Origin of the sequence: Amycolatopsis tucumanensis (assembly GCF_021654135.1) — a bacterium.
GTDB classification, from domain to species: domain Bacteria; phylum Actinomycetota; class Actinomycetes; order Mycobacteriales; family Pseudonocardiaceae; genus Amycolatopsis_E; species Amycolatopsis_E tucumanensis.
In genome coordinates this window covers 13,186-26,971 of the sequence record NZ_JAKGSD010000046.1, presented here as the reverse complement: position 1 = coordinate 26,971, position 13,786 = coordinate 13,186, and the positions used below count along the sequence as shown (strand labels likewise).

15 protein-coding genes are annotated in these 13,786 nt (G+C 71.6%); 7 read left to right on the top strand and 8 right to left on the bottom strand.

The genetic code is table 11. The features are described from left to right. The first annotated feature begins 7 nt into the window (after nucleotides 1–7). From L2C96_RS33195 to L2C96_RS33175, 5 genes are all read left to right on the top strand, one after another. On the top strand, nucleotides 8–1,561 hold the full coding sequence (locus L2C96_RS33195; protein WP_237339020.1) for a phosphoglucose isomerase-related protein: 1,554 nt from the start codon (nucleotides 8–10) through the stop codon (nucleotides 1,559–1,561). Further along, nucleotides 1,558–3,090, top strand: coding sequence for a glucose-6-phosphate dehydrogenase (gene zwf / locus L2C96_RS33190; protein WP_020421293.1), 1,533 nt, complete (start codon nucleotides 1,558–1,560; stop codon nucleotides 3,088–3,090). The genes L2C96_RS33195 and zwf overlap by 4 nt, the downstream gene beginning before the upstream one ends. After that, entirely contained in the window at nucleotides 3,087–4,073 is a 987-nt protein-coding gene (gene opcA / locus L2C96_RS33185; protein ID WP_020421294.1) for a glucose-6-phosphate dehydrogenase assembly protein OpcA, read from the top strand. The genes zwf and opcA overlap by 4 nt, the downstream gene beginning before the upstream one ends. After that, on the top strand, nucleotides 4,073–4,852 hold the full coding sequence (gene pgl / locus L2C96_RS33180) for a 6-phosphogluconolactonase (RefSeq protein ID WP_020421295.1): 780 nt from the start codon (nucleotides 4,073–4,075) through the stop codon (nucleotides 4,850–4,852). Before opcA ends, pgl begins: the two co-directional genes overlap by 1 nt. A 186-nt stretch (nucleotides 4,853–5,038) precedes the next feature. Continuing rightward, a complete protein-coding gene (locus tag L2C96_RS33175; RefSeq protein WP_237338999.1) occupies nucleotides 5,039–6,232 on the top strand; it encodes a sensor histidine kinase in 1,194 nt (397 codons plus the stop codon). A gap of 315 nt (nucleotides 6,233–6,547) precedes the next feature. Here the strand turns inward: L2C96_RS33175 and L2C96_RS33170 are convergent, their stop codons facing one another. From L2C96_RS33170 to L2C96_RS33140, 7 genes are all read right to left on the bottom strand, one after another. After that, entirely contained in the window at nucleotides 6,548–6,889 is a 342-nt protein-coding gene (locus L2C96_RS33170) for an RNA polymerase-binding protein RbpA (RefSeq protein WP_026153205.1), read from the bottom strand. 63 nt (nucleotides 6,890–6,952) lie between these two features. Then, nucleotides 6,953–7,183 (bottom strand): preprotein translocase subunit SecG, encoded by a 231-nt coding sequence (gene secG / locus L2C96_RS33165; protein ID WP_017983033.1) that lies wholly within the window; start codon nucleotides 7,181–7,183, stop codon nucleotides 6,953–6,955. Nucleotides 7,184–7,258: 75 nt separating this feature from the next. Further along, a complete protein-coding gene (gene tpiA / locus L2C96_RS33160; RefSeq protein WP_020421297.1) occupies nucleotides 7,259–8,044 on the bottom strand; it encodes a triose-phosphate isomerase in 786 nt (261 codons plus the stop codon). Beyond that, nucleotides 8,044–9,282, bottom strand: coding sequence for a phosphoglycerate kinase (locus tag L2C96_RS33155; protein WP_020421298.1), 1,239 nt, complete (start codon nucleotides 9,280–9,282; stop codon nucleotides 8,044–8,046). The genes tpiA and L2C96_RS33155 overlap by 1 nt, the downstream gene beginning before the upstream one ends. Before the next feature lie 4 nt (nucleotides 9,283–9,286). Continuing rightward, nucleotides 9,287–10,291, bottom strand: a complete 1,005-nt coding sequence (gene gap / locus L2C96_RS33150) for a type I glyceraldehyde-3-phosphate dehydrogenase (protein ID WP_027936337.1) — start codon at nucleotides 10,289–10,291, stop codon at nucleotides 9,287–9,289. A 147-nt stretch (nucleotides 10,292–10,438) separates the two neighbouring features. Continuing rightward, nucleotides 10,439–11,605 carry a winged helix DNA-binding domain-containing protein gene (locus L2C96_RS33145; RefSeq protein ID WP_237338998.1) on the bottom strand — a complete coding sequence of 389 codons (1,167 nt, stop codon included), beginning with the start codon at nucleotides 11,603–11,605 and terminating at the stop codon, nucleotides 10,439–10,441. A gap of 32 nt (nucleotides 11,606–11,637) precedes the next feature. Next, a complete protein-coding gene (locus L2C96_RS33140; RefSeq protein ID WP_020421301.1) occupies nucleotides 11,638–12,141 on the bottom strand; it encodes a DUF6069 family protein in 504 nt (167 codons plus the stop codon). A gap of 73 nt (nucleotides 12,142–12,214) precedes the next feature. Here L2C96_RS33140 and L2C96_RS33135 point away from each other — a divergent pair, with 73 nt between their 5' ends. Further along, a complete protein-coding gene (locus L2C96_RS33135; protein ID WP_237338997.1) occupies nucleotides 12,215–12,859 on the top strand; it encodes a LysE family translocator in 645 nt (214 codons plus the stop codon). Here L2C96_RS33135 and L2C96_RS33130 read toward each other — a convergent pair. After that, on the bottom strand, nucleotides 12,840–13,187 hold the full coding sequence (locus L2C96_RS33130; protein WP_027928726.1) for an ArsR/SmtB family transcription factor: 348 nt from the start codon (nucleotides 13,185–13,187) through the stop codon (nucleotides 12,840–12,842). The two genes, L2C96_RS33135 and L2C96_RS33130, sit on opposite strands and share 20 nt — an antisense overlap. Before the next feature lie 42 nt (nucleotides 13,188–13,229). Here L2C96_RS33130 and L2C96_RS33125 point away from each other — a divergent pair, with 42 nt between their 5' ends. After that, nucleotides 13,230–13,715 (top strand): YybH family protein, encoded by a 486-nt coding sequence (locus tag L2C96_RS33125; protein ID WP_237338996.1) that lies wholly within the window; start codon nucleotides 13,230–13,232, stop codon nucleotides 13,713–13,715. The last annotated feature ends 71 nt before the right edge of the window (nucleotides 13,716–13,786 follow it).

The window sequence follows — 13,786 nt, the reverse complement described above, 5'->3', positions numbered from 1 at the left end:
GGCCCCGATGGTCGACGAGCTCGTCGCCGACCAGGTCGCGTCCAAGGTCGCGGCGCAGGACCCCACCCTGTGGGGCGCCGACGCCGAGTCCGAGGCCTCGATCCGGCTGTCCTGGACCACGCTGCACAAGTCGTCGCGCCCGCTGATCGGCGAGATCGAGGCGCTGCGCGAGGAGCTGCGGAGCGAAGGCGTCGACCGGATCGTCCTGGCCGGCATGGGCGGCTCGTCGCTCGCGCCGGAGGTCATCGCGGCCACCGAGAACGTCGCGCTGACCGTGCTGGACACCACCGACCCCGGCCAGGTCGCCGACGCGCTCGCCGGCGACCTCCAGCGCACGGTGCTGGTGGTGTCGTCGAAGTCCGGCGGCACGGTGGAGACCGACAGCCACCGCCGGATCTTCGCGAAGGCGTTCGCGGACAACGGGATCGACGCGGCGCGGCGGATCGTCGTGGTCACCGACCCCGGTTCGCCGCTGTCGGAGCTGGCCGAGAAGGAGGGGTACCGCAAGGTGTTCCTCGCCGACCCGCACGTCGGGGGGCGCTATTCGGCGCTCACCGCGTTCGGGCTGGTGCCGGCCGGGCTGGCCGGGGCGGACATCGCCAGGCTGCTCGACCAGGCCGCGGCCGCCGCGCAGGTCCTCGGCGCCGACAGCGCGGACAACCCGGCGGTCAAGCTGGCCGCCGCGTGGGGCGCCGCGCACAACGCCGGTGCGGAGAAGGTCGTGCTGGCCGACACCGGCTCCGGCATCACCGGCTTCGCCGACTGGGCGGAGCAGCTGATCGCGGAGTCCACCGGCAAGCTCGGCACCGGCCTGCTGCCGGTCGCCGTGGACGGCCCGGCCGCGCCCGGCTTCGCCGACGCGGGCGCCGACGCGACCCCGGTCGCGATCGGCCCGGTCACCGGCGCCGCCAAGGTGGCCACCACCGGCTCGCTCGGCGCGCAGTTCCTGCTGTGGGAGTTCGCCACCGCGATCGCCGGGCGGCTGCTGAAGATCAACCCGTTCGACCAGCCGGACGTGGAGGCCGCGAAGAAGGCCGCCCGCTCGCTGCTGGACGACCCGTCGAAGCTGACCGGCGGCGAGACGCCGACCGCGGTGGACGACGCGGTGGAGATCTTCGCCCCGGCCGGGGTCTCGGGCGACGGCTCGCTGTCCGACGTGCTGCGGGAGTTCCTGGCGACCGCGCCGGAGGGCGGCTACCTCGCGGTGCAGGCCTACCTGGACCGGCTCGACGACGCCTCGGCGGCGCTGCTGCGTCCCGAGCTGGCGAAGCGGACCGGGCTGCAGACCACCTTCGGGTGGGGGCCGCGGTTCCTGCACTCGACCGGCCAGTACCACAAGGGCGGTCACCAGAACGGCATCTTCCTGCAGATCACCGGCGCGAACGAGGACGACCTCGACGTGCCGGACCGGCCCTACACCCTGGGCCAGCTGCAGCACGCGCAGGCGCTCGGCGACGGCCAGGTGCTGACCGAGCGCGGCCGTCCGGTGCTGCGGCTGCACCTGACCGACCGGGCCGCGGGCCTGGCTGAGCTCATGCGCGCGGTACAGGAGGCTGAGTGAGCACGAAGGGGTGGAGCAACCCGCTGCGGGATCCCCGCGACAAGCGGCTGCCGAGGATCGCCGGGCCGTCCAGCCTGGTGATCTTCGGCGTCACCGGTGACCTCTCCCGCAAGAAGCTGATGCCGGCCATCTACGACCTGGCCAACCGCGGGCTCCTGCCCGCCGGGTTCTCGCTGGTCGGCTTCGCGCGGCGGGACTGGGAGAACGAGGACTTCGGGCAGCTCGTGCACGACGCGGTCGCCGAGCACGCCCGGACCCCGTTCCGCGAGTCGGTGTGGAACCGGCTCGCCGAGGGCATCCGGTTCGTGCAGGGCACGTTCGACGACGACGACGCGTTCGACCGGCTCGCCCAGACCGTGCGCGAGCTGGACGCTGAGCGCGGCACCGGTGGCAACACCGCGTTCTACCTGTCGATCCCGCCCAGCGCGTTCCCGGTGGTGACCAAGCAGCTGGCCCGTTCGGGCCTGGCGCAGTCCGACGACGAGTCGTGGCGCCGCGTGGTGATCGAAAAGCCGTTCGGCCACGACCTGGCCAGCGCCAAGGAGCTCAACGCGATCGTCAACGACGTCTTCCCCGAGGAGTCGGTGTTCCGCATCGACCACTACCTCGGCAAGGAGACGGTCCAGAACATCCTCGCGCTGCGCTTCGCGAACCAGCTGTTCGAGCCGATCTGGAACGCCAACTACGTCGACCACGTGCAGATCACCATGGCCGAGGACATCGGCCTCGGCGGTCGCGCCGGGTACTACGACGGCATCGGCGCGGCGCGGGACGTGATCCAGAACCACCTCCTCCAGCTGCTCGCGTTCACCGCGATGGAGGAGCCGCTGTCGTTCGAGCCGCGGGCGCTGCGGGCGGAGAAGATCAAGGTCCTGCGGGCCACCAAGCCGATGCAGCCGTTCGCCGAGACGACGGCGCGCGGCCAGTACACCGGCGGCTGGCAGGGCGGCAAGAAGGTGCCGGGCCTGCTGCAGGAGGCCGGGTTCGCCAAGGACTCGACCACCGAGACCTACGCCGCGGTGTCGCTGGAGGTGCAGAACCGCCGCTGGGCCGGGGTGCCGTTCTACCTGCGCACCGGCAAGCGGCTGGGCCGCCGCGTCACCGAGATCGCCGTCGTGTTCAAGCGGGCGCCGCACCTGCCGTTCGACTACACCTCGACGGAGGAGCTGGGGCAGAACGCCCTGGTGATCCGGGTGCAGCCGGACGAGGGCGTGACGCTGCGGTTCGGCTCGAAGGTGCCGGGCACCACGATGGAGGTCCGCGACGTCACGATGGACTTCGGCTACGGGCATGCGTTCACCGAGTCCTCGCCGGAGGCCTACGAGCGGCTGATCCTGGACGTGCTGCTCGGCGAGCCGTCGCTGTTCCCGGTCAACGAAGAGGTCGAGCTGTCCTGGCAGATCCTCGACCCGATCCTGGAGTTCTGGGCCAAGAACGGCGCTCCGGAGCCCTACGCCCCGGGCACCTGGGGCCCCGACACGGCCGACGAGGTCCTGGAGCGCAGCGGCCGGAACTGGAGGCGCCCGTGATCATCGACCTGCCTTCGACCACGACCTCGCAGGTCAACCGCAAGATGGTCGAGTTGCGCGAGCGCGGTGGCGCCGTCGCGCTGGGCCGGGTGCTGACGCTGGTGATCGTCGACGACGACGGCGAGCACCTGGAGGAGCACATCGACGCGGCCAACGAGGCCAGCCGCGAGCACCCGTGCCGGGTGATCGTGCTGGCCCGCGGGTCGCGCACGGCCGCGGCCCGCATCGACGCGCAGATCCGCGTCGGCGGCGACGCCGGCGCGAGCGAGGTCATCATCCTGCGGCTGTACGGGCCGCTGGCGTCGCAGGGCCAGAGCGCGGTGATCCCGCTGCTGCTGCCCGACGCACCGATCGTGGCGTGGTGGCCCAGCTCCGGCCCGAAGGTGCCGGCGCAGGACCCGATCGGTGAGCTGGCGCAGCGCCGCATCACCGACTCGGCGGCGGAGCGCAACCCGATAAGGGCCCTGGCGGCGCGCCGGAAGGCGTACGTGCCGGGCGACACGGACCTGGCCTGGACGCGGCTGACCAACTGGCGCGCCCAGCTGGTCGCGGCGCTGGACCTGCCGCCGTACGAGAAGGTCACCGGCGCCACGGTGACCGGTGAGGCCGACTCGCCGTCGACGGAGCTGCTCGCCGGCTGGCTCGCCGAATACCTGAAGGTGCCGGTGCGCCGGGTCAAGACGACCACGGCGCAGGGCATCGTGTCGGTGGAGCTGGAGCGCCGGTCGGGCGCGATCGCGCTGCACCGGCCGGACGGCAAGGTGGGCACGCTCATGCAGCCGGGCCAGCCGACGCGGCGGATCGCGCTGCACCGGCGCAACACCAAGGACTGCCTGATCGAGGAGCTGCGGCGGCTCGACCCGGACGAGGTGTTCGAGGCGTCGCTGCAGGGCCTGGACAAGCTGGCCTCGGGTTCGGCGGGCGCCGCCAAGAAGAAGGCGCCCGCGAAGAAGCCGGCGAAGTCGGCGAAGGCGAGCGCGTGATGGCCTCTTCCGAAGTGGTGGTCTACGCCAACGGCGAGCTGCTGGCGGCCGCCGCGGCGGCCCGGCTGGTGACGCGGCTGGTGGACCTGCAGGCCGCGAAGGGTTCGGCGTCGCTGGTGCTGACCGGCGGCGGCACCGGGATCGCGGTGCTGGAGCAGCTGCGCCGCTCCCCCGCCCGGGACGCGGTGGACTGGTCGCGGCTGGACCTCTACTGGGGCGACGAGCGGTTCGTGCCCGCGGACGACGACGAGCGCAACGAGAAGCAGGCCCGCGAGGCGCTGCTGGACCACGTGCCCGTCGATCCGAAGCGGGTGCACGCGATGGCGGCCTCGGACGGCGAGTTCGGCGACGACGTGGACGCGGCCGCGGCGGCGTACGCGCAGGTGCTGGCGGACAACGCGCGGCCGGAGGACCACGGCGACGTGCCGCAGTTCGACATCTGCCTGCTGGGTCTCGGCGGCGAGGGGCACACCGCGTCGGTGTTCCCCGAGTCGCCGGCGGTGTACGAGACGGAGCGGTCGGTGGTGGCGGTGCGCAACTGCCCGAAGCCGCCGCCCACCCGCGTGTCGCTGACGCTGCCCGCGATCCGGCGGTCGCACGACGTCTGGCTGATGACGACGGGTGAGGCGAAGGCCGACGCCGTCGCGCTGGCCCTGTCCGGCGCGGGCGAGGTGCAGGTGCCCGTGGCGGGCGCCCGCGGCCAGCGGCGGACGCTGTGGCTGCTGGACCGCACGGCGGCGAGCAAGCTGTCGAACGTGTACCAGCCGCCCACGGCGTGATCTGAGGCAGAAACGAAGGCCCGCCGGCGCGCTCGCCGGCGGGCCTTCGTTTCTGTCGGGGCCTTCGCGCTTCCCGAACCGTGTGAGGTTGCCGTTAGCATCCGCACATTGTTGCGGCCACTCGCGTCCCGATCGGGTGATCTCGGACTCTCATAGGCAGTCCACAAGACGAGTGAGGTCCAAACCATGAGCACCGAGGGACTCTCCATCGGGATTTCGGTCGGCGGCCCAGGCGCGGGGGCCGCCGACCGGGCGCACCGCGGCTCGCGCCGGGCGGCTCTGGCTCGCCGCGCGGTGTGGGCGCCGTTGGCGATCGACGCCACCGCCATCCTCATCGCCGTGCTCGACGTCTGGCTCGTCATCCCCGAGAAGGCGCCGCCGTACTCGATCTACCTGTCCGGGCTCGCCTGCCTGGCGCTGGCCGGGCGCCGCTGGATGCCGTTCGGCGTGGTGCTGCTGACCGTGCCCGGGTTCCTCACCGGCTGGTCGCAGCTGGCCGCGATGATCGCGCTGGGCATGCTCGCCACCCGCAAGCAGACCCACTGGCAGGTGTGGGTCGGCGCGGCGCTGGTGTGGATGTGCCGGTTCGTGCAGTGGCCGCTGAGCGACTTCGCGCAGCTGAGCTGGCGCGAGCACGTGCTGGACGGGATCTACGGCGTCCTGGTGGCCGGGATGCCGATCGCGATCGGGCTGCTGATCGGCGCCCGCGCGCAGCTGTCGCAGAAGCTGGGTGAGCTGGCCGCCAGCCGCGACCGGGAACGCAAGCTCACCGCGGACGCCGTGCGCGCCGAGGAACGGGCCCGGCTGGCGCGCGAGATGCACGACGTGGTCTCCCACGACATCACGCTGATCGCGATGCAGGCCGGGGTGCTCACCGCCCAGGAATCGCCGTCGGCCCGGCAGACCGCCGAGGTGATCCGGCAACTGTCCACCCGCACGCTGGAGGAACTGCGGTCGCTGGTGGGGGTGCTGCGGTCCGGGCTGGTGGACGAAGGCCCGCAACCGGGCATCGCCGAGCTCGGGCGGCTGGTGCACAACAGCGCGGTCGCGGTGCGGCTGACCATGGACGAGGTGCCGGAGGAAGTGCCGCCGAAGGTCTCGGCCGCGGCGTACCGGACGGTGCAGGAGGCGCTGACCAACGTCCGCAAGCACGCGCCCGGCGCTACGGCGACGGTGCTCGTGCGCGGCGAGGACGGAGCGTTGCGCGTCGAGGTGTGCAACGAGCGGCCGCCGTACGAGGCTGTGGCCGAGCTGCCTTCTGGCGGGTACGGGCTGACTGGGCTGGCTGAGCGGGCCCGGTTGCTGGGTGGGAGTTTGGAGACCTGCTCCACGGAGGATGGAGGGTTTCGGGTTCTCGCTCGGTATCCCCTTGAGGTTTGAGTTCCGTAGCCGCTACGCGGGTGGTTCGGGCGCCGGGCTTCGCTTCGCTACGCCCGGATCGCGCCCTCCCGAACCCGATCTTTCGGTGTTTTGGCGGTCGAGCAGGCGTGTCAAGGCGGGAAAGCGTGCCTTGACACGCCTGGTCGACCGCCAAAGAAGGCTGGGGATCGGGTTGGGGAGAGGGGTGGTTCGGCGGGGATGTGGCTTTTGTTGCCGGCTGCCTGGTTTGTAGTGGTCTGCGGCGTTGAAAGCACGAACGGACCCCGCCTGCCGACTGGAGTCGGCTTGCAGGGTCCGTTCTGAGAAAGCGCTTCCTCAGATTTGACGGCGCTGACGCAGGCGCTCGAGCGCCTCGGCGAGGATGGCCTCACCGTCGGCGTCGCTGCGCCGCTCCTTCACGTACGCCAGGTGGGTCTTGTAGGGCTCGGTCCGCGGCGCGGCCGGCGGGTTCTTCTCGTCCTGGCCGGCGGGCAGCCCGCAGCGCGGGCAGTCCCACTCGTCCGGCACCTCCGCGTCCATGGCGAACGACGGCTTGGACTCGTGCCCGTTGGCACACCAGTACGACACCCGGCGGCGGGGAGCGGCCTCGCCGCGCTCCGACTCGCCGGACGGACCGGCACCGACCCTGGTGCCTCTGATTGCGTTACCGCCAACCATGAATCCTCACAGTGTGGATAGGCGGCGCACCCCCCATAGGCACGCCCGTGCGTTCAGTGTCCGTCACACCTTCAGCAGCAGGCCCAGGCCCACGATGCTGATCAGCCAGATGGCACCCAGCAGCAGGGTGATGCGGTCGAGGTTCTTCTCGGCCACGCTCGACCCCGCGAGGCTCGACTGCATGCCACCGCCGAACAGCGAGGACAACCCGCCACCGCGCCCGCGGTGCAGCAGCACGGCGATCACGAGCAGCACGCTGGACGCGATCAGCAGGATTTGCAGGAACAGCTTCATCTCATCCTCTGGTGTTCGGCAGTTGCCTGATCGTGTGACGGTCTGAGGTTGCCAGACTACTCGCCGACCCCCTGGTTACGGCAGCGGCCCACCGGCAGCCAGCGCACAGAGCTTGGTGAACTCGTCGGCCTGCAGGCTCGCCCCGCCGACCAGCGCACCGTCGATGTTGTCGCACGCGATCAGTTCGGCGATGTTGCCCGATTTGACCGACCCGCCGTACAGCACGCGGACCTCGTCGGCCACCTCGGCGCCGTACTTGTCGGCCAGCGCGCCGCGCAGCGCCTTGCAGACCTCCTCGGCGTCGGTCGCCGTCGCGACCTTGCCGGTGCCGATGGCCCACACCGGCTCGTACGCCACCACGACGTCCTTGACCTGCTCGGCCTTGAGCCCCTTCAGCGCGGCGAGCAGCTGCTGGTGGCAGTGGTCGACGTGGCCGCCCGCCTCCCGGACCTCCAGCTTCTCCCCGACGCACAGGATCGGCTTGATGCCGTGCTTGAGCGCCGCCCGCACCTTCTTGCCGACCAGCTCGTCGTCCTCGTGGTGGTACTCGCGCCGCTCGGAGTGCCCGACCGTCACGTAGGAGCACCCGAGCTTGGCGAGCATCGGACCGGACACGTCACCGGTGTAGGCCCCGGAGTCGTGCGGCGAGAGGTCCTGGGCGCCGTAGGTCAGCAGCAGCTTGTCCCCGTCGACCAGGGTCTGGATGCTGCGGATGTCGGTGAACGGCGGGAGCACCGCGACGTCCACCTTCGCGTAGTACTTCTCCGGCAGCGAGAAGGCGATCTTCTGCACCAGGGCGATGGCCTCGAGGTGGTTGAGGTTCATCTTCCAGTTGCCCGCGATGAACGGCTTGCGCGCCATCAGGCACCACCTTCCAGCACCGCGACGCCCGGCAGCTCCTTGCCCTCGAGGTACTCCAGGGAAGCGCCACCACCGGTCGAGATGTGCGAGAACTTCTCCTCCGGCAGGCCCAGCACGCGCACCGCGGCCGCCGAGTCGCCGCCGCCGACCACGCTGAACGCGCCGGAGTCCGCGATCGCCTGCGCGACACCCTTGGTGCCCGCCGCGAACGGGGCCATCTCGAACACACCGGCCGGGCCGTTCCAGAACACCGTCTTCGCCGCGGCGACCTCGGCCGCGAAGTGCTCGGTGGTCCGCGGGCCGATGTCCAGGCCCATCCAGCCGTCCGGGATCTTCTCGGCCGCGACGGTGTCGGTGGCCGCGTCGGCCGCGAACTTGTCCGCCACCACCACGTCGGAGGGCACGACGATCTTGTCGGCGTGCTCGGCCAGCAGCTTGCGCGCGGTCTCCACGTAGTCCTGCTCCAGCAGCGAGGAGCCCACGCTGTGGCCCTGGGCGGCCAGGAACGTGAAGGCCATGCCGCCGCCGATCAGCAGCCGGTCGACCTTCGGCAGCAGCGCCTCGATCACGGCGAGCTTGTCCGACACCTTCGACCCGCCGAGCACGACCACGTAGGGCCGCTGCGGGTCGCCGGTCAGCTTGCTCAGCACCTCCAGCTCGGCGAGCACCAGGCCGCCGGCGTAGGCGGGCAGCGCGCGGGCCACGTCGTAGACCGAGGCCTGCTTGCGGTGGACCACGCCGAAGCCGTCCGAGACGAACGCACCCCCGCGCCCGCCGGCGCCAGAGGCATCAGCACTGTCGCCGGTCAGGGCCGCGAGGTCGCGGGCCAGCTCGGCCCGCTCGTCCTCCACCTTGCTGGTCTCGCGCGGGTCGAACCGCACGTTCTCCAGCAGGGCGACGTCGCCGTCGGCCAGGCCGGCGACGACCGCGCGGGCCTGCTCGCCGACCACGTCACCGGCCAGGCGGACCTCCTTGCCGAGCAGCTCGCCGAGCCGGTCGGCGACCGGGCGCAGCGAGTACTTGGCCTCGGGGGTGCCCTTCGGGCGGCCGAGGTGGGCCGCCACGATCACCTTCGCGCCGGCCTCGGCCAGCCGCTTGATGGTCGGCAGCGCGGCCCGCACCCGGCCGTCGTCGGTGATGACCGAGCCGTCGAGCGGCACGTTCAGGTCCGACCGGACCAGAACGCGCCGCCCGGAGACACCCTCGGACAGCAGGTCTTCGAGAGTCTTGACTGCCATGGCCTCAGGAGAGCTTCGAGCCGACGAGCTTGACCAGGTCCGCGAGGCGGTTCGAGTAGCCCCACTCGTTGTCGTACCAGCCGAAGACCTTGACCTGGTTGTCGATGACCTTGGTCAGCGGCGCGTCGAAGATGCACGAGGCCGGGTCGTTGACGATGTCGCTGGAGACGATCGGGTCCTCGCTGTAGCGCAGGATGCCGGCCAGCGGGCCCTCGGCGGCAGCCTTGTAGGCGGCGTTGATCTCCTCGACGGAGGCCTTCTTGGCCAGGTCGACGGTGAGGTCGGTGATCGAGCCGGTGGGCACCGGGACACGCAGCGAGTAGCCGTCCAGCTTGCCGTTCAGCTCGGGCAGCACGAGGCCGATGGCCTTGGCGGCGCCGGTGGAGGTCGGCACGACGTTCAGGGCGGCGGCGCGGGCGCGGCGCGGGTCCTTGTGCGGGCCGTCCTGCAGGTTCTGGTCCTGCGTGTAGGCGTGGATGGTGGTCATCAGGCCCTTCTCGATGCCGAAGGCCTCGTGGAGGACCTTGGCGAGCGGGCCGAGGCAGTTGGTGGTGCAGGACGCGTTGGAGATGATCGTCTGCGAGCCGTCGTAGAGGTTGTCGTTGACGCCCAGCACGACCGTCAGGTCCTCGCCCTTGGCGGGCGCGGAGATGATGACCTTCTTGGCGCCACCGGCGATGTGGGCCTTGGCGGCGTCGGCGTTGGTGAAGAAGCCGGTGGACTCGACGACGACGTCCACGCCCAGGTCGCCCCAGGGCAGGTTCGCCGGGTCGCGCTCGGCGAGCGCCTTGATGGTCTTGCCGCCGACGACGATGCCGTCGTCGCTGACCTTGACCTCGTCGGGGTAGCGGCCCAGGACGCTGTCGTACTTGAGCAGCTGCGCCATGGTCGCGACATCGCCGAGGTCGTTGAACGCGACCACCTCGATGTCATGGCCCGCGGCCTGCACGGCGCGGAAGAAGTTGCGGCCGATCCGACCGAAGCCGTTCACACCTACGCGAACCGTCACTGCTGCTTCTCTCCTCGGGTCCGTCCCGGCTCCGCGGAACCGGGCACACATCTTCGGGCTCAGGCCAACCCTAGCTGGGCTGGCCTGCGTCTACTCGCACACCCTAACGAGATGTGCACCACCGTGGGGAATCGATCAAGACGACGATCAAGATGACAGATCTCGCTCGACGGGAGTGCGGAATTTCGGTATGACGGCGACCCCGCCGAGACGGCCGTGCAACCGTTCGGCGGCGGCCTCCACGGCCGCCGTTCCGTCGGCCCCGACGTCCTCCAGCAGACGGATCGCTATCTCCCCGTCGGGGCGCTGCCCCCACCCGCCGACGACCCGGCCCTCCCACCACACGGTCGGGCCGATGTTGCCGGTGCGGTCGAACAGCAGCGGCTGGTGCTCCCCCAGGAACCAGCCGCGCTCCTGCCAGCCCATCGGGGTCGGGTCCAGCGCCGGGAGCAGCGCGGCGACCGGCTCCGGCTCCGGAACCGGCTCGTCGTCGCCGGGCAGGGCGATGCCGGGGCCGCCCTCGAGGTCCACCTCCGCAGGCCCGATCGCGGTGAGCGCCTTCTTCACCTGCCCCGCCGTCCAGCCGGTCCACCACTTCAGGTCGGCGACCGGCGCCGGGCCGAAGGCGCGCAACCAGCGGCGGGCGAGCTCGACCCGGGCGGTGCCGGCGTCCACCGGCTCCAGCCCGGGCAGCCAGGTCTCGGTGGTGGACCAGGCGTACTGGGTGGACAGCCAGGTGCCGCGGGGGCGGCCGCGGACGATCCGGCCGGACGCGGCGAGCAGGAACAGGACGCGGTTGGTGATGTAGCCGCGCGCCTCGTACGGCTTGCCCGCAGCCATGACGATCTCGGTGCGCAGGCGCGGCTCACCGTCGGCGATCTGCTGGGCGAAGGCGGGCTCGCGGGCCTTCAGCGCGGCGTAGGCGCCCTCCTCGACCTCGGCGAGCCACTCGCTCAGGTCGCCGTCGAGTTCGGCGGTGGCCAGGTGCTGGAGCAGCAGCTTGCGCTGCTTGACGGCGATGTCGTCGGCGCAGGCGGCCTGCACGACCGGCACGAGCGCGGCCGGCACGACGAACATCGTGCGGCGCATGCCCAGCATCCGGACCAGCGAGCGGTCGTCGTAGAGGGCGCGCTCGACGTCGGCCGTGCCCGCCTCGGACCGCGCCAGCACCGAGAGGTGGACGGTGGCCGGATCGGTGGCGTGCAGGGCGACCAGGCTCTCCGCGACCGCGACCGGATCCCCGGCGGGCGCGTGGAGGTGGTGCCGCGTCACCAGACGGGCGCGGCGCTGGTCGTTCCCCAGTTTCGTGCTCACCCGGCGGTTCTACCACCGGGCACCGACAGTTTTCAGGAGTAGTAGTGCGGGCCCTGGTCCCACTTGAGCGTGGCCGTGGGGGCTTCGCGCTCGCGGCGACGGCGGCGGGCCGTGCCGGCCACGGTGGTCACCAGCATCGCGATCACCGCGCCGATCGCGAGGTTGATCAGCGCGGTGGCGATCTTGGCGTCCACCTTCACCGCCAGCGTCAGCGGCAGCACGATCGCGATCGCGGTGATCAGCACCATGATCCAGCCGAAGAACTGGGCGGGCGCCGAGGTGCCGAGGCTGAGCACGTGCATCAGCCCGGTCGCGAGCAGCGCCGCGGCCGCCGCGCACAGGGCGTAGGTGACGGTGTTGGCGTTGCCCCAGATGCCGTTGCCCTTGGGAGCCAGTACGGCGACGCCGAACAGGCCGCGGGCGATCAGCAGGCCGACGACGGCCACCAGCGCGGCGACGACCGCGGTCGCCACCCCGCCGGCCCACAGCCGGCCGTAGTCGGGCTCGGTCGGGTCACTGGGCGGGTATCCGGTCACCGTCCCGGGGTTGGCGGGCCGGCGGGCGGATAAACATTGGTCACCCGTGCGGCGGCGGCGATACCCTCGGCCGATGGTCTCGCCCAGCCATTTCGCGGCGTTCGCCGCCCTGGTGTTCCTGATGGTCGTCGTGCCCGGACCGAGCGTGCTGTTCACCGTGAGCCGCGCGCTGACCGTGGGGCGGCGGGACGCGCTGATCACCGTGCTCGGCAACGCCGCCGGCGTGTACACGCAGGTGGTGGCGATCGCGTTCGGGCTGGGCGCGATCGTGCAGACGTCGGCCACGGTGTTCACGGTCATCAAGCTGGCCGGGGCCGCGTACCTGGTCTACCTGGGCGTGCAGGCGGTGCGGCACCGCCGGAAGCTGTCCGAGGCGCTGACGAGCGCGACGCCCGCCACGCGCGGCCGCACTCTGGCCGTTCTGCGCGACGGGTTCGTGGTCGGGTTCGCCAACCCGAAGTCGATCGTGTTCCTGGCCGCGGTGCTGCCGCAGTTCGTCGACCACGCGGCGGGCGGGGTGGTCGCGCAGATCCTGGTGCTGGGCATCGCGCTGCCGGTGATCGCGGTCGTGTCGGACAGCGCGTGGGCCCTGGTCGCCGGCACGGCCCGCGCGTGGTTCGCCCGGTCCCCCAAGCGCCTCGAACTCGTCGGCGGCACCGGCGGGCTGGTGATGATCGGGCTGGGCGCGGGACTCGCGCTCAACGGTCGGAAGGACTAGACAGCACCAGGTCGAGCAGGCCCGGGAACGCCTCGTCGAACTCGGGGCGGCGCAGGCGGTTCAGCCGTCGCGGGCCCTCGTCGCGTTGTTCGATCAGGCCGGCCGCGCGCAGCACGGCGAAGTGGTGGCTGCGGGTGGCCTTCGTGACCGGCAGGTCGAACGTGCCGCACGCCTTGGTCCAGTCGGGCAGCTCCGCCAGCTCGCGCAGGATCGCGCGGCGCACCGGATCGGCGACGGCGGTCAGCGCGTCCTGCAGCGGCACGTCCTTCGGGTGGACGTGGGTCAGGCCGCGCGCTCGCGCTGTGTTCGATGCTTGTCGTACACTCATGTGGTCGACCTCCATCGAACACTCTAGACGCCAGGAGCGGACATGACCCGACGCCTCGCGGCCACCTTCGGCCCGGACTCCCGCAATCGCCTGGACGCGGCCACCGGACCGGGGATCGAAGGGGCGCTCGCCGCGCTGGAAACGTTCTACTTCGCCTTCAACCAGCGGGACTCCGACGTCTTCGCCCGGGTTTGGACGCAGGACGCGCTGGCCCAGCTGAACAACCCGCTGGGCGGCATCCTCCGCGGCGGCGAGGCCATCTCGGCGCTGTACGACAAGGTGTTCCACGGCCCCGCGCGCGTGACGGTCACCTTCGGCGACGTCGTCGAGTACGCCGGCGACGGGCACGCGCTGTTCGCCGGGCGTGAGACGGGCTCCTACGTGGTCGACGGCCGCGAGGTGCCGCTGCGGATCCGCACCAGCCGCTACTTCCGCTACGAGGACGGCCGCTGGGCGCAGTTCCACCACCACGGCAGCATCGACGACGCGGCGGAGCTGGCCGCGTACCAGTCGGCTGTCCGGGGCTGACCGCTCCTCACGCGACAGCGCACGCCGAACGTGGAACTCGCGCCCGCGAACGTGGAACTCGCGCGGGAGCG